Below are 17,951 nucleotides of genomic sequence, written 5' to 3' on the forward strand. Positions count from 1 at the left end.
CGTCCTTTACTTCTTGGCCTTGAACAAGGCAAGGAACGAGGGGCGGGAACTGCCCCGGAGGGCGGCCGCACGGCGCGACTGGTCGACATAGACGGCGGCCACCAGCACCGATCCGACGGCGACGCCCTGCCAGAAGGCCTCGACGCCGATGATCACGAAGCCGGCCTGCAGAACGGCCGGGATGAACAGGCCGACGACGGTGCCGAAGATGGAGCCTTCGCCGCCGAAGATCGAGGTGCCGCCGATGACGACGGCCGCGATGACGTTGAGGTTGGTCAGCGACTGACCGGCGATGGTGGTGGTGCCGAACTGCGCCAGGGCCAGGACCGCGCCGAGACCGGCGCAGGCGCCGGAGAGCGCGTACACCCGGATCAGATGCCGGTCGACGTTGATGCCGACGCGGCGGGCGCCGAGCTCGTTGGAGCCGACCGCGTACGTGTAGCGGCCGAACCTCGTCTTGTGCAGCACGATGCCGCCGACGATGACGACGATCAGGGCGACGAACGGCAGCGCCGGAATGCCGACGATCTTGATGTAGGTGTTGAAGTCGGTCAGGGCCTCCGGCACCGAACGGATGTCGATGCCGCCGGTGATGACCTGGGCCAGGCCGAGGGCGACCGAGAGCGCGCCGAGCGTGACGATCAGCGGCGGGATCTTGGCCTTGGCGATGAGGAAGCCGTTGAGCGTGCCCCAGGCGATGCCGGAGACGAGCGCGCCGGCGATGCCGATGGCCGCGGTGGACCAGCCGTCGCCGCCGACCGCCTCCATGACCTTCGCCGCGATCACGGAGGAGAAGACCAGGACCGAGCCGATCGACAGGTCGATGCCGGCGGTGACGATCACGAAGGTCATGCCGACGCCGAGCACGGCCCACACCGCGATGTTCTGCGAGATGAGGGAGAAGTTGCTGGTGGACAGGAACTTGGTGCCGGCCGCCAGGGAGAAGGCGGCGACGATGACGAGCAGGACGCCGAGGATCCACACCGATTGCATGGCGCCGATGCGCCCGAGGAAGGACTGCCGCGGCGGGGCTTCGACGACGGCCTGCTCGCCGGGGGCGATGACGCTCATGACGCGCTCCCGTTGCGGTTGTTGGCCTGCGGGTCCAGGGCGCCGGTCATCGCGCCGACCAGCTGCTCGACGGTGGTCCCCTCGGCGGGCATGGTGGCGACCCGGGTGCCCAGGCGCAGGACCTGGATGCGGTCGGCGACCTCCAGCACGTGGGGCATGGAGTGCGAGATGAGCACGACGGCGATGCCCTTGTCGCGTACGCGTTTGATGGTGTCCAGGACGTTCTTGGTCTGCACCACGCCGAGCGCGGCGGTCGGCTCGTCGAGGAACACGATCTTGTCGGCCCAGCTGATCGCCCGGACGATCGCGATCTGCTGCCGCTGGCCGCCGGACATCGAGCCGACCGGCGAGGTGAAGGCGGCGACGGTGCCCCCGAGCTCGGCGAACCCGGCCTCGGCCCGCGCGCGCATCCGCTTCTCGTCCATGAAGCCGAGGACCCCGAGGAGTCCTTTGCGGGGGATCTCGCGGCCCAGGAACATGTTCTGCACCGGATTGAGATGCGGGGCCAGGGCGAGGTCCTGGTAGACGACCTCCATGCCCATCTCCGAGGCCTGGTGCGGGCTGGTGATGGTGACCCGCTCGCCCTGGAAATAGAGCTCGCCGGTGTCGAGCGCGAGGTTGCCGGTGAGCGCCTTGACCATGGTGGACTTGCCGGCGCCGTTGTCGCCGATCAGGGCGACCACCTCACCGGCGTCGACGTCGAAGGACGCGTCGTTCAGTGCGCGGACGTGTCCGAAGCTTCGCGAGAGGCCGCGCGCCTCGAGGAGGGGTGCCATGAGGGGCCCGCCTTTCGGCCGCCGATATCGATGACTGTTTCTGGCTTGTAACGTGTTGGAAATGAACACTAAGACATGTCACCGGTGTCTGTCACCGATGACAGATAGAAAATCTTGAAACAATGTCACCGGTGACATCACCGCGGCGGACGGGAGGCTGAGCAGGTGAGCACGATGCGACAGGTCGCGGAGCGCGCCGGTGTCAGCGCCAAGTCGGTGTCCCGGGTGATCAACAACGATCGGTACGTGTCGGCCGACGTCCGCCGGCGCGTGGAACAGGCCATCGCCGAGCTCCACTACGTTCCGAACGAGCTCGCGCGCACCTTCCGCTCGGGACGCGACGCCGCGATCGGGGTGGCCATCCCGGATCTCTCCGATCCGTTCTTCGCCAGCCTCGCCCGCGAGATCGAGCAGATCGCCCGGTCGCGCGGGCTGGCCGTGCTGATCACCAGTCTCGGCAACAACGGCGCCGAGGAGCAGAACCGGGTCGAGACGCTGCTGCGCCGCCGGCTCATCGGCCTGATCAGCACGCCGGTCGCCGCCGACCAGTCCTATCTGAAGCCCTGGCAGGATCGGATCGCCATCGTCTTCATCGACCGGCCACCCGCGCGCATCACCGCCGACAGCGTCGTCGAGGACAACCACGGCGGGGCGTACGCGGCCGTCCAGCACCTCATCGGGCACGGGCACCGCCGCATCGCGTTCATCGGCGACCGGGTCACCACCGCCACCACGGCCCGGCGGCTCCGGGGCTACCGCGACGCGCTCCGCGACGCCGGTCTCGCCGAGGATCCCCGCCTGATCCGGATCGGACGCATCACCGCTGACGAATCCGCGGCAGCCGCCGTCCACCTGATGAGCGCGGAGGCGCCGCCGACCGCGGTGTTCTCCTCCAACGCGTGGAGCACGATCGGCATCATCCCGGCCCTGCAGGCGGCGGGGCACCGGACCGTCCCGCTGGTCAGCTTCGGCGATTTCCCGTTGGCGGCGGCGATCGAGCCGGCGCCGACGGTGGTCGACCAGAATCCGGCGGCGGTCGGCCGCGCGGCGGCGACGCGGTTGTTCGAGCGGATCGAGAATCCCCGTCGCCGGCTCCGGCGCCAGATCGTGCTGCCGGTTCCGCTGATCGCCCGGGCCTCGTGCTGCGGCGCCCGTATCTGATCAGCGGCTGGTGTAGCCGCCGTCGATCGGCAGGCAGACGCCGCTGATCATCGCGGCGCCGTCGCTGAGCAGAAAGACGATCGGCGCGGCGATCTCCTCCTCGGTGGCGTAGCGGCCCAGCGGCATCTGATCGAGGAACGGCTTCTGGATCTCCTCCCGTCCCCAGTAGAACGCCGACATCGGCGTCATGACCACGGTCGGATTGACGCTGTTCACCCGGATCCCGTGCGGCCCGAGCTCGAGCGCCGACACCCGGGTGATGCTGTCGAGGCCGGCTTTCGAGGCCGCGTACGAGATGTGCCCGGCCAGCCCGACCAGGGCGGCCTGGCTCGAGACGTTGACGATCGCGCCACCCTTGCCGGCGGCGATCATGTTGCGGGACGCGTACTTGGTGACCAGCAGCGCGCCGCGGGTGTTGACCGCGATCGCCTGGTCGAACACCGCGATGTCGGTGTCGGCCGGCGACGCGATCTCCCCGCCGAAGCCGGCGCAGTTGACGACGCCCCAGACGGGGATGTCCCCCAGCGCGTCACGAACGGCGGACTCGCTGGTGAGGTCGAACGGCAGCGGGCGTGCGCCGGTCTCCGTGACGATGGGGGTCAGCTTCTCCGGGCTCGCTCCGGACGCGAGCACCTCGGCGCCGCTCTTGACGAGCATCCGGACCACGGCGCCGCCGATGCCTCCGGAGGCGCCGGTGACCAGGATGGTGCGGTTGGCGAAGTCGTACATCTGCGCCTCCTCTGTCACCGGCCCCGATCGGCCCGGGTGACCTTGCAGGACTCGCGTTCGATCAGCGCGACGTCGAGGACGGTGGTGCGCCGCAGCCGGCGCTTCGGATGGTCGACGCGCTCGAAGACACGCTGCGCGGCCAGGCGGCCGATCTGGTCGGGATCCTGATCGATCACGGTCAGCGCCGGGTGCAGCATGTCGGCCATCGGGAAGTCGCCGAACCCGACGACTGCCAGTTCGCTCGCCGGCAGCGCGTGCACCACGAGCATCGAGCTGCGGGCGTTGGAGGAGAAGACCGCGGTCGGACGGTCGGCCAGGCCGAGCAGGCGGGTCATCGCCGCCTCGGTGGCCTCGCGGTCCTCGACGTACGGCGCCAGCAGCTCGTCGTCCGGCTCGATCCCGGCCTCGGTGAGCGCCCGGCGGTACCCGGCCAGGCGGTTGACCTCGGTCGACAGGTGCATGGTGTCGCCGACGTACGCGATCCGCCGGTGGCCGTGATCGATGAGGTGACGGGTCGCCAGGTAGCCCCCGGCCTCGTCGTTGTCGGCGAAGGAGTCGGCGGACAGGCCGATCGGCGCGCGGTCGACGAAGACCACGGGGGTGTTGTCCTTCCACCGCTTCAGCCACGAGTGGTCGGTCCCGACCGGGGCCACGATCAGGCCGGCGAGCCGCCGGCTGAGCAACGACTCGAGGATGTCGCGTTCGCGGGCCGGATCGTTGCCGAGATTGGTGACCAGCGTGGCCACGCCCCGGTCGCGGGCGACGCCGTCGACGGCCCGGGCGATGGCCGCGAAGAACGGGTCGACGATGTCGGGCACGGCGACGCCGATCGCCGACGTCTTGCCGGCCCGGAAGGTCGTGGCGAGAACATTGGGGACGTAGTTGAGCTCCTTCATGATCCGTTCCACGTGGGCACGGGTCTCCGGAAGCACATGCGGGTCGTCGTTGAACACCCGCGAGACCGTCTTCGCGCTGACCCCGGCACGCTCGGCCACGTCCCGCATCGTCGCCATCGCAAATCTCCTCGTCCCGTCCCGGTGGCCGCCGCAGCATATCCGACCTGCGACAACACCCGATCAGCCGTCCAACACGGCGGCCAGCTCGTAGAGCCTCGGAAGTGCCCGCTTCGTCAGGTAGTCCCGCCGCACGTCGGGCGACACCGACAGGCTGTCCTTCCACAGCGAGCGGCCCGCCATGGCGCCGCCGGCGCCGTTGGCCATCGCGGTGGCGACCTGGGTCAGGAAGGTCTCGTGGTCGACGCCGGCGGACAGCACCGCCCAGGGCACGCCGCCGGCGGCCGCGGTGACCGCGGCGCAGCCTTCGGCGCCGCCGGGGAACTGCAGCTTCAGGACCTTGGCGCCGCACTCACGGGCGAGCCGGGCGCCGTCGGCCACCAGCCCGGCGAACGCGGCGGCGTACTCGTGCTCGGTCTCGCCCTCGAGGCGGTAGGTGAGCAACTCGACGATCAGGAGCACGCCCTCGGCCGTGCAGGCCTCGATGAGCTCGCGCATCTCCGCGGCGACGCGGGACCCGGCGTCCTGCTTGTCCGGGCGCAGGTACCAGAGCATCTTGGCGGCGTCGCCACCCAGCTCGCGGACCCGGCGCGCGGTCATGCCCGGCACCAAGCGGGTGTACCGCAGCCCGTCGACGGTTTCGAAGCCGGACGCGTCCATACCGACTACCAATGACGTGCCGCGGATCAGGACGCCGTCGTCGACCACGGCCGGCAACGCGACCTCCGGGTCGAGCAGGATCGCGGGCGCGTTGTTGGCCAGGTACCGGACGAGGTCGGCCTTGGCCGCGGCCAGCTCGGCCGTGCTGACCGAGCCGGGAGCGTCGCTCATCGCGGCCTTCATGCCGTTGCGCTGGTCGGCGGCGACGATGAGCATCCGGCCACCGGGCGTGGAGATCGCGGACAAGCCGCGGCGTTCCATGGTGGTCAACTGATTCACGGTGCGGTTCCCATCTTGAGCAGGCGCATGGCGGCGCGGGTCGCCCCGTACGCGGTCTCCTGGTCTCTGGTCGAGACGGTCATCGGCGGGAGGACGCGCGCCCGCGCGCGCCGGACGGCGGCCATGCCGGTCCAGCCGCCGGTGAGGGTGGCGGTGGCGGCCGGGGGCAGTTCGCGGTCCATGGCCTCGATCAGCCGGGCGATCTCGTCGTTGCTGTGCCGCAGCACGGCGCCGAACACCTCGGCGGGGCTGGCGCCGTCGGTGCGGACGGTCAGCTTGAGGACGCCGTCGTCGTTGCGGGCGCCGGACACCTCGATCGCGTCGGCGGGCAGCTCGCCTTCGAACGGCAGCGCCATGACGGCGGCGTCGAGGGCGTCGCGGCCCGACCGGTCGACGATGCCGGCGGCTTGCAGGACGCGGCGCAGCAGCAGTCCGGTCTTGACCCCGGCGACGAGCACGTGTTTTCCGGGTACGACGTGGCGGACCTCGTTGATCAGATGGGCGGCGAGCCGGCGACGGGCTTCGAAACCGAGCGGACGGTCGATCACGCGGAGCAGGACTTCCGCGGTGCCCATCGACACGTGGTAATGGTCGGCCGGCAGTTCGGCGGCGGCGGCTTCGGCGGCCACGAGGTGATCGTGCCCCGCGACGGTCAGCAGCGCGCCCGCCATCGTCTCCGGGACCGACCCGGCTCGCGCCTCGCCGAACGGCGTGCCCGCGTCGACCAGCGGAGGCAGGAAGGTGTCGTCGATGCCCAGCGCGTCCAGCATCCGCGGCCACGGCCGGCCGGTGTCCTGATCGAGCAGGCCGGTACGCGAGGTCAGCGACTGTTCCACCGCGGTGCGCCCGCCGAGGGCGGCCGCCACGAACTCCGGCAGGTTGAGCCACCGTGCCCCGGACAGCGGCACGCCGCGATCGCGTAGCCAGGCGAGTTTGGCCACGCTGACCTGCGCGCCCAGCGGCAGCCCGGTGCGGCCGGCGAACTCGGCCCGGATCTCGGCCGGAAAAGCCGCTGCCTGCTCCGCGCCACGCGGATCGAACCAGGCCATGCCGGGCGCGACGGCCGCGCCGCGCGGGTCGATGACCATTCCCGTCTCGGCCATGCCCGCGATGGCGATGGCATCGATCGGCACCGAGGTCACCCGGCCGATCTCGTGGGCGGTGGCATCGAGCAGCGACCGGACTGCCGCCAGGAGCGCGCCGGCGGTGATCTCGGTGCAGCCGCCCGCGCCGGCGCGCCACGGGGTCGGCACCTGGGCGCCGCCGACCTCGGCGCCGGTCACGTCGGTGACCAGCATCTTCAGGCTGGTGCTGCCCAGATCGATGCCCGCGACCAGGCGTGACGGGGCGCCGGCAGGGTCTGCCACTGCGGTCTCCTTGCCACGAGGACTGGGTCATGTCACCGGTGTCGCGATTGCTCATGACACCGGTAACATGGCCTCATGATGTGGCCCTCCTCGATGGCTTGTCAACCGTCCGAGACCCTCGTCGTCGCCGTCGCGGGCGTCGCCGGCAGCGGAAAATCGACGCTCGGCCGCGCCCTCGCGACGGCTCTCGGGGCACCGATGCTCGACCTCGACTCGTTGACGAATCCGCTGCTCGACCGGCTTCCGGCCGACGTGCTCGGCGGCCACTGGCTCGCTTCACCGCACAGCGCGGCAATTCGCGACGGCCGCTACGCCGCACTTCGCGCCGTAACGCGCGACACAGTGGACACCGCCGGCCGGGCCGTGCTCGTCGCGCCCTTCACCGCCGAGCTGCGCGGCGGCGAGCCCTGGCATCTGCTGCGCGGGGCGGCCGGCGCCGCAGAACTGTGCATGGTCCACATCGACGGCGACGAGGATCTCTTCGCCGCGCGCCGCGCCGCACGATCCGAGCAACGCGACCGGCATCGCCGCCCGCAACCCCCGGCACCTCCCCCGGCCGTACCCGTGATCGCCGTCGACGGCGAGCTCAGCACCGAGCGACAGTTGACGCGGATCCTCGCCGCCCTGGGAGGTCCTGGAGATCCATGATGGGTGGCATGACCGACGACATCATCCGGGTCGGCGTCCTCGGCGCCGCACGGATCGCGCCGATGGCACTCATCCGGCCGGCACGCGACTCGGCGGCGGTGACGGTGGCCGCCGTCGCGGCGCGTGATCCCGCGCGGGCTCGCCGGTTCGCCGCCAAACACGGCATCGCGACCGTGCACACCTCGTACGAGGACCTGATCGCCGACCCCGGCATCGACGCGGTCTACAACCCGCTGCCCAACGGGCTGCACGGCCGGTGGACCATCGCCGCGATCCGGGCCGGCAAGCACGTGCTGTGCGAGAAACCGTTCACCGCCAACGCCGACGAGGCCCGGGCCGTCCAGGACGCGGCCGAGGGCACCGGGCTGGTGGTGATGGAGGCGTTCCACTACCGCTACCACCCGGTCGCGAGGCGCATGGTGGAGATCGCGCGCTCCGGCGAACTGGGACAGCTACGCCATGTGGAGGCCCGTTTCGCCGCGCCGATTCCCCCGGCCTCCGACATCCGTTACCGCCTCGACCTGGCCGGCGGCGCGCTGATGGACATCGGCGCCTACTCGGTGCACATGATCCGCGCCCTCGCCGGCGCCGAGCCGGAGAAAGTCGTCTCCGCCCGGGCCCTGCTGCGAGGGACCGGGATCGACCGGGCGATGCGCGCGGACCTGCTCTTCCCCGACGGGGCCACCGGGAAGATCCTCGCCTCGCTGTGGTCGTCGCAGCTGCTGCGGCTGAGCGTCCGCGCGGTCGGCGACCACGGCGAGCTGCGCGTCTTCAACCCACTGACGCCGCAGCTGGGCCACCGCATCACGGTACGACCGCGCTACGGCCGGCGCCGGATCGAGCACCTGTCCCGCCGATCCTCGTACGCCTACCAGTTGGACGCCTTCGCCGCCGCCGTCCGCGACGGCGCGCCGGTCCTCACCGACGCCGCCGACGCCATCCGCACGATGACCGTGATCGACGCGATCTACCAGGCAGCCGGCCTCCCCGTCCGGCAACCCAGCTGACCCTTCGTAAGGTGCGGTCAGGCGAAGTCAGCGGCCGTCATGCCGGCCGGATGCCCGGTTGGCCACTGCACGAGCTCGAGCCGGTAGCCGTCCGGATCGGTCAGCCATGCCGTGCGCATTCCCGGACCCAGGTCCGCCGGCGGTTCAGCCATGACACCCCGAGTTGCGAGATCGGCGATCGTGGCGCCGAGGTCCTCCACTTGGATGACCAAGTGGTTGACGGCGCCGATGTCCGCAACCGGTCTCGCGGGGTCGTGCACGAGCTCGAGGCTGATGAAGGGATCGCCGGGAAGCTGCAGCATGGTCAGGCTGCCGAATGCCGTCTCCGGAACGGCGCCGACCTTGGCGTAACCGACCGCGTTGTAGAAGGCGAGTGACCGATCCAGGTCGGTGACCCGCAACCCGAGATGCAACATGCGCATGCTCTTGCGCTCATTTCGTGAAGATGTCCTCCGGCAGGAAGGCCGAGATCAGGAAACTTGGCACATCGACGAGCTGGCTCACTTTCAGATCAACGGCGACACTGCAGATCGCGTACGCCTGCTGCCGGTTGAAACCCCGCTCGCCGAGATGATCGATCATGTTGAGCAGGGCGTTGCGCGCGGCGACCGTGGCGTCCTCGGCGTGCAGGCCGCCGTCGCGGTCCACCGACATGCCGGTCGTGGCGAAGAACCGGCGCGGGGCGGCGTACTCCGGGGCGACCCAGTAGTCGGACCGGGCGAACCGGGGATCGCGGATGCCCTTGTCGCGCGCGGCTCCGCTGTGCACGGCGAAGCGGACGCGCAGGGTGGCGTTCATCTCGATCGCGGTGCCGCAGGTCTCGCAGTCGCCCTGCGCGAAATGCGCGTCGCCGGCGGAGAACAGCGCGCCCGGCGCGTCGACCGGTATGAACAACCGCGTGCCGGCGGCCAGCTGCTTGATGTCCACGTTGCCGGCCTGCTCCCGGGGCGGGATGGTACGCAGCGCCTCGGCGGCGATGGCCGGGTCCGATGGTACGGCCGATGCCGCCGACGGTGGCAGCACGAACCCGCCGCGATCCAGCGCCGCCTGCTCGCGGGCCGTGATCCGGGCCAGCGCCTCGCGCCCGGGCGACAACCCGATGGTTCCCATGAACGGGGCGCCTGGTATCCGTACGCCAGGCAAGTCTTTTGAAGTGGCCCATCCATCCGCGATGTCCCAGCGGACGATGAACGGGTCGGGGAACACGTCACGCAGGAAGCCGAACCCGGGCACCTGCACGGTGTAGCCGTAGCTGTCCGGCACCACCTCGAGGATCTCCACCTCGAGAAGGTCGCCCGGCCCGGCGCCCTCGACGTACACCGGCCCGGTCAGCGGATGCACCACGTCCAGGTTCGGCGCGGCCACCGTCTCCAGCGTCGCCTGTGGACCCATCTGCCCGTCGAACGCGTCGCGGGTCTCCAGCACGACCTCGTCGCCCGGCTCGCAGCGCACGATCGGCGCGATGCCCGGATGCCACCGGTTGTGCCCGGTGGCCGGCTCCTGCAGCAGCGTCTTCGATCTGTCGATTCGCACCTCGTGGACGGCCATGTCCACCCCCTAGGGCTCGCACCCGTCCGATTTCCCTCGGGCTTCGACCCGAGCGGGTGCTTGCATGAGGATAGTCCCGCCCACCGCCACAGCGGCGCCTTGACCCTGACACGGTGGCAGACCCTAGACCAAGGGCATGACTGACGTATTTTTCCGGTCCGCGACCGACGTCGCGGCATTGATGCGCGCCGGCCGGTTGTCCGCGCGCGAGTTGGCGGAAATGGCGCTGGACCGCATCGAGGCGATCAATCCGGCCGTGAACGCGGTGGTGGAAACCTGCCGCTCGGCGGCATTGGACGCGGGGGCGGCGGCCGATCGAGCCGTCGCGAGGGGTGAGCCGGTAGGCCCGCTGCACGGCGTGCCGATGACGATCAAGGAAGCTTTCCCGGTAGCCGGAATGCGGAGCACGTGGGGCAGTCCGCTCTTCGCCGGCCATGTGGCCGACCGGGACGCCGAGGTGGTGCGGCGGCTGCGGCAGGCCGGCACGGTGCTGCTCGGCACCACGAACGTGCCGCCGATGCTCGCCGACGTCGCGCAGACCGCCAACGAGCTGTACGGCCGGACCCTGAACCCGTGGGATCCCACCCGCACACCCGGCGGCTCGACCGGCGGCGGCGCGGCGTCGGTGGCCGCCGGGCTCGCCTACCTGGAATACGGCTCGGACCTTGCCGGATCCATCCGCATACCGGCCGCCTTCTGCGGGGTGTACGGTCTCAAGCCCAGTGCCGGCACGGTTCCGTTGAGCGGCTTTCAGCCGCCGGGCCCGCCCCTGGGCGCCTCCGACATGGCCCACCTGTCCGCGGTGGGGCCGCTGGCCCGATCGGCCGGCGATCTGCGCATGGCGCTGCGCGCTACCGGCGGGCCCGAGGAGCCGGACGCCGTGGCCTACACCTGGCGGCTGGCCCCGCCACGGCACACCTGGCTGGCCGACTTCCGGGTCGGGGTGGTGCTCGACCATGACGGTGCCGCGGTGACCGGGGAAGTCGGTCGCGCCCTGTCGGACGCCGTGGACGACCTCGCCCGGGCTGGCGCGACGATCGTGGCCGGCTGGCCGGACGGGGTCGACCCGATCGGCCAGGCCGAGTCGTTCGGGTTCGAGGTGGCGCAGTTCTTCGCCTTCCACGGCGGCGACACCACCTTCGCCACCCTGCCGCAGGTCGTTGAGCAGCACGATCGCCGGATGGCCGCCCGCGCGGCATGGCGCCGCTATTTCGCGGAAGTCGACGTTTTCCTGTGTCCGGCCACGTTCACCACAGCGTTTCCACACCCCGGCATCCCGTACGGGGAGCGCGTCCACCATGAGCTGGCGTTCTGGATGGCGTTTGCCTCGTTGGCCGGCTTGCCCGCGGTGAGCGCACCGATCGGCCGTACTTCGGGCGGATTACCGATCGGAGCCCAGATCATCGGGCCGCCGCACGAGGACGACACCCCGATCACCTTCGCCGAGCTGGCCACCGAGGTCCTCGGCGGATTCACGGCGCCACCCGTGGCAGGATGAGTCGTGTTCGCCATCGGGGACTTCGCCCGGCTCGGCCGGGTGTCGGTGCGCATGCTGCGCCACTACGACGCGATCGGCCTGCTGCGTCCGGCACACGTCGACCCGGCGACCGGTTACCGCAGCTATCGAGCGGCGCAGCTGGCCGAGCTCAACCGCATCGTCGCGCTCAAGGACCTCGGCTTCACCCTGGAGCAGGTCCGGCCGATGCTGGACGACCAGGTCAGCACGGAGCAGGTACGCGGCATGCTCGCGCTGCGCCGGGCCGACCTGCAGACCGCTCTCGCGGCCGGCGCCCAGCGGCTGGCTCAGATCGAGGCCAGGCTCCGTGCGATCGAGCTCGACGGCCGGCTGCCAACTCACGAGGTGGTGGTCAAGCGCCTGCCCGCAACGCGCATGGCCGAGCTTGTCGACACCGCCGACAGCTTCCACCCCGACGACATCGGCCCGGTCGTCCACCCGCTGTGCGCCGAGTTGGGCCGCCGCCTGGCCGCGGCGCAGGTGACGCCGGCGGGGCGACTCACCTGCTATTACGAGGCAGATCCCGGCGCGGCCGGGACGGTCATCGCGCACGCGGCCGTGCCGATCGCCGCCGAACACGGCGCGGATCTCAACGGCCTGTCGATAACGGATCTGCCCGCCGCCGACCATGCCACCCTGGTCCATCGCGGATCCATGGATCTGGTGCTACCCGCCTGGCAGGCACTTGGTCGGTGGATCGACGCCAACGGCTATCGCACCGACAACCGGTCCCGAGAGCTCTACCTGGAATGCCCCGCCGACCCCACGCAGTGGGTCACCGAACTTCAGCAACCCCTCGCCGCGCGCTGACTCGTCATCAGCCGCGGACGGCCACGCCGCCGAACTCGTCGACCTCCGAGCTGGTCTCGTCGACCGCGCCCGGTCGCCACCGCGAGCAGGACACCACGCCGGGCTCCAGCAGAGTCCAGCCGGCGAAGAAACGAGTGATCTCCTCCGGTGACCGCAGCGTGATCTTCGGCTTGCCGAACTGGTTCCAATGGCGTACACCCTCGTCGCTGGCCTGGCCGTAGACCGCGTTCGTGGCGTGGTTGATCACCAGGTAGCTGCCCGGCGTCAGCGCGCCTTTCAGGCGCTCGACGATCGCGTACGCCTTGTCGGTGTCGGCGACATGATGGAGCACGCCCATCAACACGAGCGCGACCGGCTGACTGAAGTCCAGCGTGCGGGCCGCTTCGCGCAGAATCGCCTCCGGATCCTCCAGGTCGGCCTGAACATAGTCGGTGACGCCCTCCGGGGCGCTGGTCAGCAGCGCGCGGGCATGCACCAGGACCAGCGGGTCGTTGTCGACGTAGGTGATCCGCGACGACGGGGCCACCCGCTGGGCGACCTCGTGCGTGTTGTCGGCGGACGGCAGTCCGGTCCCGATATCGAGGAACTGTCGAATGCCCCGCTCCCCCGCGAGGTGGGTGATGGCCCGGCCCAGGAAGGCCCGGTCGGCACGGGCCTGCTCGACGATGCTGGGAAGCATCTGCAGAACCTGATCGCCGACCTGCCGGTCCACGGCGAAGTTGTCCTTGCCGCCAAGCCAGTAGTTCCAGACGCGCGCCGAATGCGGCGTGCCGGTGTCCAGCTCGGCGAGAAGTTCTTCCCGGGACCGCGGAGGCGTCATGGCGCGACCTTAGTCCACTTCAGACCGCCACCGCAGCCCGGAAGCCAGGCACACGCGGCGGACGATCTCGCGCAGCACGGCCGGCGGGTCCAGGTCGACGACCACCTGATGCGGTCCGTCGTCTTGGCGTTGCAGGGTGGTGACTCCGTCGGAGTCCACCTGGATCCGGCCGCGTGCGACGGTGAACAAGTCGGGCCGGATTGGTGCCAGGGCAGCGATCGGGTCGTGCGGGCTGTCCGGCCGGCCGAGCCAGGCGCGGAACTGATGGATTTCCGCGGCCAGCAGTTCGCCCAGAACGCCGGACGATCGGATGGCCGCGATGGAGTCGTCGTCGAGGACGACGCGTTTGGTCTGGTCGATCCCGGTGGCGAGCACCGGCACACCGGCGTGGAAAGTTGCTTGCGCCGCCGCCACGTCGCACTTGATGTTGTGCTCAGGCTCGTCGGAGGCGAAGTCCCCGCCCATGATGACCAGTCGCTCGATGCCGTGCGGCTGGACCAGCGCGTCGGCCACGTTGGTCAGCGGCCCGATCGCGGCGATCGTCGGGCCCGTGCGCAGCAGCGCCGCGGCGTCAAGCGCCTCGTCGACCGGCTCCGCGGCCAGATCCGGCATCAGCGCCCCTTCGTGACCCGCCCACCAGACCGGCCGGCCGGATCGCGCCTGGCGCGCGCCCGCCGCGACCGGCGGGGCCGGGCGGCGCGCGAGCCGGTACGCCCGGCGCACCATCCGGGCCCGGAGCATCGTGTCGCCGTAAACGGTGGAAACCGCTGTGAGATCACATTCGGGCGATCCGAGAAGCATGGCAAGAGCAAGGAGGTCGTCGACGTCGCTACCGATGTCCGTATCGAGGACGATCTTCATCGGGGTCGCAGGGGTCACCGGCTGACCTCCGAATCAGAACGGTACGGGGCCGCTACCGGCGAGTGTCACCAGGATCTGCGTCGCGAGCAGCTTCCGGACGCCGGTGACGGAGACCGACCCGATCTGGTCGTACGGCAGTTCCAAGGAAAGCCCCTCACCCGCGTTACGGATGTCCTCGCTGGTCTGGTCCGGACGAAACGTGCCGCCCCAGCCCTCGATCCCTCCGCGCTGGTTGGTGCTGAGCGAAGCCATGCCGGACACCTGGGTGCCGCCGGCGAGGGTCAGCCTCGCCGGACCGGAGTAGGTTGCCATGTGCCAACCGTAGCCGGGGTTCCGCAGCGTTGCGGCCCACCAGCGGGTGATCTGGCCCGGGTTGGTCAGGCGCGCCGCACTGCGACCGTCACCCACCGCGGCGTGGCGTAGATCTCGCCGGCCCAGCCGTCGGCGTTTCGGAACGCCAGGCTGGTCGTGTCCGGTCCGGCCCGGTCGGCGACGATCGTGAAGGCGCCCCGCGGCAGCTCGCGCCGGTAGAACGCGAGCACCGCCTCCGGGTCCGGCGCGGTCAGCGTGAACGAGGCGCCCGACTCGTGGTCGGAGAGCGTAGTGACCTGGCTGTCCGGCGGGAGCCGGAAGGCGGACGGCAGGTGGTTTACGCCCGTGGCGGACTGGGCGGCGGCATGGATCTCTCGCGCGGTCGCTTGCGCGCTGTTCGCGGGACTCGGCGCGATCGCGACCGGTTCGTTGTGCCGCGCCTCGAGGGTGGTGACGCTGCCGCAGGCGCCCAGGCCGGCGAAGGTGAGCAGGGTTGTCACCAGGGTGGCGATCCGCCTCGCGATCATGCGTTCACTTCCTCCCGACGCCACCGTGGGCGTACCCGACCATTCTCGGTGATCGCCACAAGGTTTGGTGTCGACGAGCGCGACGCGTCCCCCGAATTGAGTGGCCGGCCGGCTCCAGGATGCGGTAAGCACGCCGCATGACGACATCGGAGCCGCCGCCGTTGACCGTGGTGCAGCCGGGCGGCGGGCGCGTGGGCGAACTCGGCGACATCGGCGTGCATTTCAAGCTGTGGGGCGAGGACACCGGCGGCGCGCTGGCGATCGTCGAGCACCCGTTCCCGGTCGGCGCGCTGGTCACGCCGCACCTGCACACCCGGGAGGACGAGTACTCGATCGTCACCGAGGGCGAGATCGGTTTCCGCTCGGGCGACCGGGAGGTGGTGCTGGGGCCGGGCGGATACATCACCAAGCCGCGCGGCGAGCTGCACGCGATGTGGAACGCGGGCGCGGTCCCCGCCCGGATGATCGAGATCATCAGCCCGGCCGGTTTCGAGCATTTCTTCCGCGAGGTGGCGGAGCTGATCGCGGCCGGACCGGCGGCGGCCGGGGAGGGGGCCGGCCTCGCGGAGCGCTACGGCCTGCAGTTCGGTGAGCCGGAGTGGTTGCCGGGGATTATCGAACGGTTCGGGCTGACCACGTGAAGGCGGGGTTGCGGGGCGGGCGGACGATGTGGAAGTGCTGGTCGTGTCCCGAGCTCGGGGCGAGTGGGTGATGTGGCGGGTCGGGCGGCAGTGCCTCGCCTGGCGGCCTGCTCGCCACGAGTCGTCGTGGCCGTCCGCGCCGCCCGGCTACAGCGCGGACCCGTACTCTGCCCTGTTCTGCCTGCTGGCGACCGTCGTGGTGTTGCCGTGGCGGGCGGTCACCAACCGGTGGCCGGTGATCTGTTACGTGACGGTTCCGTTCGACGTCGAGACGCGGATGCGGCGCAGCCGGCCGATGCCTCGCGCGGACGCGGAAGTGGTGGCCCGGCGGTGGGCGGCGTACATCGAACGGTTCGACGCACCGCCGCCCTATCCGGACGACCTGCGGTGGCGCTCCGGGGAGGGGATCGGGTTCGACCTGGGGCCGGACGTGCCCGCCGATCCTGAATTGACGCGCAGATGGCGTACCGCCGACGTGCCGCCCGATCCGGGCTGAGCCGGCGCCGGCGCAGCCGGGCCGTCACCCCCAGACGCGACCGGGCGGTGGCGGGCCCTGGCTCAACAGGACCTTCTTGAACAGGATGCTCGGTCGAACGACGCACTCGGCCAGCACCATCTCGGAGATCGATGGCCCGACCAACGCCCCGATGCATTTGCCGGGTGCGTAGAGGCTCTCGAAGTACGAGAAATTGCCCACCTTGTGCTCTGCCCATTGCTGGCGCGTGTTGAGGTTGTTGCAAATCCGGAGCGTTATTCTGGAGTAGTACGCCACGCCCTCCGGGTACAGGCACTTGTGTGGCGAGTAACGGCCCACGCCAAGACCTATATGCCAAACGTTGCCCGAACTCGGGAAGGGCTTCCTCCACTTCCACCATTCATTGTCCTGGGCGTTGCAGGGATACTGGTAGACGCTACCGCTGAGTGCATAGTCGTCCATGCACAGCCCGGCCTCGCTGTTCTGCAAGTAGGCCGGTTCGACATTTTCGTCGAAGAAGCCGGCGGCGGACGCCGGCGCCGCGGGACTCAAGGCGATCCCCAATGTGATCAACATGGCGGCCGCGACCGCCGAAATACGTCGGACGATTTTCATGATTGCCCCCGTGTGTTGTGGCATTACCGTTTCCAGTTTTCGGTCGGGCGCGGGGCCCTGTCATCAGCACACGGCGCACAGTCGTGCGCGGGCCGCGCACATCGGCAGACATCGCTACCCTGAGATGCTTCGGGGGAAGCGGGGAGCCATGCTCACTGTGTTCGACACCGCCACGGTCGCCGTACCCGAGCGCCTGCCGGCCTGGCGGGACATCGTCGCCGCGTCGCTGGTACCGACGGCGGTCGACAGTCCTGATCCGGCGACGTTCACCGCCCGCCTCGGCGCCGTGCCGCTCGGGGCCGCGCAGGTCACGTCGCTGGCCTACACGTCGCTGTGGGCGCGGCGGTCGCCGAAAGAGATTCGCTGCTCCGACCCGGAGTATTGCCAGGTCGGTCTCATCCGGTCCGGCCGGCAGGGCATAGCGCAAGACGGCGTCAGCGCCGTGATCCGCCCCGGCGAGCTCGTGATCTACGACAGTTCCCGGCCGCTCGAGGCGGTCTCCGCCGGTGGGCCCTCACCGGCGGAGACCATCGTCCTGCAATTCCCCAAGCGGCTGCTTCCCGTGCCCGATCATCAGATGGCCGGCCTCTGCGCCACCGCGCTCCCGGGGACGGAAGGCATCGGCAGCGTTCTCGCCGCGTTCCTCGCCGCCCTGGCCGACAGCCGCACCTGCTGCACCGACCGCGACGCGCTGCGCCTCGAGAGCATCGCGGTCGACTTGACGACCGCGGTGGTCGCCCACCACCTGGAGCGGGAGAACCCGCCGCTGCGCTCCCCCACCCGAACTCTCTACCTGCGCATCATCGCGTTCGTCGAGGCGAACTTGCACCATCCGGAGCTGAGTCCCGACGCGATCGCCGCCGTACACCACATCTCCCTGCGCTACCTGCACCGCATCTTCCAGCAGCACCACGCCGTCACGGTCGCCACCCACATCCGCACCCGCCGCCTGGACCGAGCCCGCCAGGACCTGGCCGACCGCCGCCTCGACCACCTCACGATCGCCGCCATCGCTCGCCGCTGGGGCTTCCCCCGCCCCGCCGACTTCAGCCGCGCCTTCCGGGGCCACGTCGGCACCCCGCCCCGCGACTACCGCAACAACACCTGACAGTCGG

Annotated in this window: 21 protein-coding genes; 8 read left to right on the forward strand and 13 right to left on the reverse strand. The window is 70.5% G+C overall.

Annotation, left to right across the window (positions count from 1 at the left end):
- Window positions 1-6: 6 nt before the first annotated feature.
- Together ACQPZX_RS34640 and ACQPZX_RS34645 are read right to left on the reverse strand one after the other, a co-directional pair.
- Window positions 7-1,071: an ABC transporter permease gene (locus ACQPZX_RS34640; RefSeq protein ID WP_433364815.1), complete on the reverse strand. Its 1,065-nt coding sequence runs from the start codon at window positions 1,069-1,071 to the stop codon at window positions 7-9.
- The gene (locus ACQPZX_RS34645; protein ID WP_433364818.1) at window positions 1,068-1,847 is read right to left on the reverse strand and encodes an ATP-binding cassette domain-containing protein; all 780 of its coding nucleotides are present in this window, start codon (window positions 1,845-1,847) and stop codon (window positions 1,068-1,070) included. Before ACQPZX_RS34645 ends, ACQPZX_RS34640 begins: the two co-directional genes overlap by 4 nt.
- 174 nt (window positions 1,848-2,021) lie before the next feature.
- Between ACQPZX_RS34645 and ACQPZX_RS34650 the strand changes: the two genes are divergently transcribed.
- The gene (locus tag ACQPZX_RS34650) at window positions 2,022-3,008 is read left to right on the forward strand and encodes a LacI family DNA-binding transcriptional regulator (protein WP_433385575.1); all 987 of its coding nucleotides are present in this window, start codon (window positions 2,022-2,024) and stop codon (window positions 3,006-3,008) included.
- Here ACQPZX_RS34650 and ACQPZX_RS34655 read toward each other — a convergent pair whose 3' ends face one another.
- From ACQPZX_RS34655 to ACQPZX_RS34670, 4 genes are all read right to left on the reverse strand, one after another.
- The gene (locus ACQPZX_RS34655; protein ID WP_433364821.1) at window positions 3,009-3,737 is read right to left on the reverse strand and encodes an SDR family oxidoreductase; all 729 of its coding nucleotides are present in this window, start codon (window positions 3,735-3,737) and stop codon (window positions 3,009-3,011) included.
- Window positions 3,738-3,751: 14 nt separating this feature from the next.
- Window positions 3,752-4,750 carry a LacI family DNA-binding transcriptional regulator gene (locus ACQPZX_RS34660; RefSeq protein ID WP_433364824.1) on the reverse strand — a complete coding sequence of 333 codons (999 nt, stop codon included), beginning with the start codon at window positions 4,748-4,750 and terminating at the stop codon, window positions 3,752-3,754.
- Between the two features lie 63 nt (window positions 4,751-4,813).
- Window positions 4,814-5,689 (reverse strand): tagatose-bisphosphate aldolase, encoded by an 876-nt coding sequence (locus ACQPZX_RS34665; RefSeq protein WP_433364827.1) that lies wholly within the window; start codon window positions 5,687-5,689, stop codon window positions 4,814-4,816.
- Window positions 5,686-7,056 (reverse strand): FGGY family carbohydrate kinase, encoded by a 1,371-nt coding sequence (locus tag ACQPZX_RS34670; protein ID WP_433364830.1) that lies wholly within the window; start codon window positions 7,054-7,056, stop codon window positions 5,686-5,688. The genes ACQPZX_RS34665 and ACQPZX_RS34670 overlap by 4 nt, the downstream gene beginning before the upstream one ends.
- Window positions 7,057-7,131: 75 nt before the next feature.
- On the opposite strand from ACQPZX_RS34670, the gene ACQPZX_RS34675 reads away from it, so the two are divergent.
- Together ACQPZX_RS34675 and ACQPZX_RS34680 are read left to right on the forward strand one after the other, a co-directional pair.
- Window positions 7,132-7,704, forward strand: a complete 573-nt coding sequence (locus ACQPZX_RS34675; RefSeq protein ID WP_433364832.1) for an AAA family ATPase — start codon at window positions 7,132-7,134, stop codon at window positions 7,702-7,704.
- A gap of 8 nt (window positions 7,705-7,712) precedes the next feature.
- Entirely contained in the window at window positions 7,713-8,711 is a 999-nt protein-coding gene (locus ACQPZX_RS34680; RefSeq protein WP_433364834.1) for a Gfo/Idh/MocA family protein, read from the forward strand.
- Between the two features lie 17 nt (window positions 8,712-8,728).
- Here ACQPZX_RS34680 and ACQPZX_RS34685 read toward each other — a convergent pair whose 3' ends face one another.
- Window positions 8,729-9,112: a VOC family protein gene (locus tag ACQPZX_RS34685; RefSeq protein ID WP_433364837.1), complete on the reverse strand. Its 384-nt coding sequence runs from the start codon at window positions 9,110-9,112 to the stop codon at window positions 8,729-8,731.
- A gap of 31 nt (window positions 9,113-9,143) precedes the next feature.
- Entirely contained in the window at window positions 9,144-10,259 is a 1,116-nt protein-coding gene (locus ACQPZX_RS34690; protein ID WP_433364840.1) for an acetamidase/formamidase family protein, read from the reverse strand.
- A gap of 136 nt (window positions 10,260-10,395) precedes the next feature.
- Here ACQPZX_RS34690 and ACQPZX_RS34695 point away from each other — a divergent pair, with 136 nt between their 5' ends.
- Together ACQPZX_RS34695 and ACQPZX_RS34700 are read left to right on the forward strand one after the other, a co-directional pair.
- A complete protein-coding gene (locus tag ACQPZX_RS34695) occupies window positions 10,396-11,757 on the forward strand; it encodes an amidase family protein (protein WP_433364843.1) in 1,362 nt (453 codons plus the stop codon).
- Between the two features lie 3 nt (window positions 11,758-11,760).
- On the forward strand, window positions 11,761-12,585 hold the full coding sequence (locus ACQPZX_RS34700; RefSeq protein WP_433364845.1) for a MerR family transcriptional regulator: 825 nt from the start codon (window positions 11,761-11,763) through the stop codon (window positions 12,583-12,585).
- Window positions 12,586-12,592: 7 nt separating this feature from the next.
- On the opposite strand, the gene ACQPZX_RS34705 is transcribed toward ACQPZX_RS34700, so the two are convergent.
- From ACQPZX_RS34705 to ACQPZX_RS34720, 4 genes are all read right to left on the reverse strand, one after another.
- Window positions 12,593-13,405, reverse strand: a complete 813-nt coding sequence (locus ACQPZX_RS34705) for an SAM-dependent methyltransferase (protein WP_433364848.1) — start codon at window positions 13,403-13,405, stop codon at window positions 12,593-12,595.
- A gap of 9 nt (window positions 13,406-13,414) precedes the next feature.
- Window positions 13,415-14,284, reverse strand: coding sequence for a nucleoside hydrolase (locus tag ACQPZX_RS34710; RefSeq protein WP_433364850.1), 870 nt, complete (start codon window positions 14,282-14,284; stop codon window positions 13,415-13,417).
- A 15-nt stretch (window positions 14,285-14,299) separates the two neighbouring features.
- Window positions 14,300-14,578 carry a hypothetical protein gene (locus ACQPZX_RS34715; protein WP_433364853.1) on the reverse strand — a complete coding sequence of 93 codons (279 nt, stop codon included), beginning with the start codon at window positions 14,576-14,578 and terminating at the stop codon, window positions 14,300-14,302.
- Between the two features lie 65 nt (window positions 14,579-14,643).
- Window positions 14,644-15,105, reverse strand: a complete 462-nt coding sequence (locus ACQPZX_RS34720; protein WP_433364856.1) for a hypothetical protein — start codon at window positions 15,103-15,105, stop codon at window positions 14,644-14,646.
- A 137-nt stretch (window positions 15,106-15,242) separates the two neighbouring features.
- On the opposite strand from ACQPZX_RS34720, the gene ACQPZX_RS34725 reads away from it, so the two are divergent.
- Together ACQPZX_RS34725 and ACQPZX_RS34730 are read left to right on the forward strand one after the other, a co-directional pair.
- Window positions 15,243-15,746 (forward strand): cupin domain-containing protein, encoded by a 504-nt coding sequence (locus ACQPZX_RS34725; RefSeq protein ID WP_433364859.1) that lies wholly within the window; start codon window positions 15,243-15,245, stop codon window positions 15,744-15,746.
- A 43-nt stretch (window positions 15,747-15,789) separates the two neighbouring features.
- Complete coding sequence (locus tag ACQPZX_RS34730) at window positions 15,790-16,242, forward strand: hypothetical protein (RefSeq protein ID WP_433364862.1); 453 nt, start codon at window positions 15,790-15,792, stop codon at window positions 16,240-16,242.
- Window positions 16,243-16,266: 24 nt separating this feature from the next.
- On the opposite strand, the gene ACQPZX_RS34735 is transcribed toward ACQPZX_RS34730, so the two are convergent.
- Complete coding sequence (locus ACQPZX_RS34735) at window positions 16,267-16,836, reverse strand: hypothetical protein (protein ID WP_433364865.1); 570 nt, start codon at window positions 16,834-16,836, stop codon at window positions 16,267-16,269.
- A 148-nt stretch (window positions 16,837-16,984) separates the two neighbouring features.
- On the opposite strand from ACQPZX_RS34735, the gene ACQPZX_RS34740 reads away from it, so the two are divergent.
- Window positions 16,985-17,944: a helix-turn-helix domain-containing protein gene (locus ACQPZX_RS34740; protein WP_433364868.1), complete on the forward strand. Its 960-nt coding sequence runs from the start codon at window positions 16,985-16,987 to the stop codon at window positions 17,942-17,944.
- Window positions 17,945-17,951: the final 7 nt, after the last annotated feature.

The sequence above is a fragment of the Actinoplanes sp. CA-142083 genome (genome assembly GCF_050942195.1).
GTDB lineage: Bacteria > Actinomycetota > Actinomycetes > Mycobacteriales > Micromonosporaceae > Actinoplanes.

What these genes read in the sequence shown, in the direction of transcription:
- ACQPZX_RS34640 (WP_433364815.1), bottom strand. Translation starts at nt 1,071, where the DNA reads ATGAGCGTCATCGCCCCCGGCGAGCAGGCCGTCGTCGAAGCCCCGCCG.
- ACQPZX_RS34645 (WP_433364818.1), bottom strand. Translation starts at nt 1,847, where the DNA reads ATGGCACCCCTCCTCGAGGCGCGCGGCCTCTCGCGAAGCTTCGGACAC.
- ACQPZX_RS34650 (WP_433385575.1), top strand. Translation starts at nt 2,022, where the DNA reads ATGCGACAGGTCGCGGAGCGCGCCGGTGTCAGCGCCAAGTCGGTGTCC.
- ACQPZX_RS34655 (WP_433364821.1), bottom strand. Translation starts at nt 3,737, where the DNA reads ATGTACGACTTCGCCAACCGCACCATCCTGGTCACCGGCGCCTCCGGA.
- ACQPZX_RS34660 (WP_433364824.1), bottom strand. Translation starts at nt 4,750, where the DNA reads ATGGCGACGATGCGGGACGTGGCCGAGCGTGCCGGGGTCAGCGCGAAG.
- ACQPZX_RS34675 (WP_433364832.1), top strand. Translation starts at nt 7,132, where the DNA reads ATGATGTGGCCCTCCTCGATGGCTTGTCAACCGTCCGAGACCCTCGTC.
- ACQPZX_RS34680 (WP_433364834.1), top strand. Translation starts at nt 7,713, where the DNA reads ATGACCGACGACATCATCCGGGTCGGCGTCCTCGGCGCCGCACGGATC.
- ACQPZX_RS34690 (WP_433364840.1), bottom strand. Translation starts at nt 10,259, where the DNA reads ATGGCCGTCCACGAGGTGCGAATCGACAGATCGAAGACGCTGCTGCAG.
- ACQPZX_RS34695 (WP_433364843.1), top strand. Translation starts at nt 10,396, where the DNA reads ATGACTGACGTATTTTTCCGGTCCGCGACCGACGTCGCGGCATTGATG.
- ACQPZX_RS34705 (WP_433364848.1), bottom strand. Translation starts at nt 13,405, where the DNA reads ATGACGCCTCCGCGGTCCCGGGAAGAACTTCTCGCCGAGCTGGACACC.
- ACQPZX_RS34715 (WP_433364853.1), bottom strand. Translation starts at nt 14,578, where the DNA reads ATGGCAACCTACTCCGGTCCGGCGAGGCTGACCCTCGCCGGCGGCACC.
- ACQPZX_RS34720 (WP_433364856.1), bottom strand. Translation starts at nt 15,105, where the DNA reads ATGATCGCGAGGCGGATCGCCACCCTGGTGACAACCCTGCTCACCTTC.
- ACQPZX_RS34725 (WP_433364859.1), top strand. Translation starts at nt 15,243, where the DNA reads ATGACGACATCGGAGCCGCCGCCGTTGACCGTGGTGCAGCCGGGCGGC.
- ACQPZX_RS34735 (WP_433364865.1), bottom strand. Translation starts at nt 16,836, where the DNA reads ATGAAAATCGTCCGACGTATTTCGGCGGTCGCGGCCGCCATGTTGATC.
- ACQPZX_RS34740 (WP_433364868.1), top strand. Translation starts at nt 16,985, where the DNA reads ATGCTCACTGTGTTCGACACCGCCACGGTCGCCGTACCCGAGCGCCTG.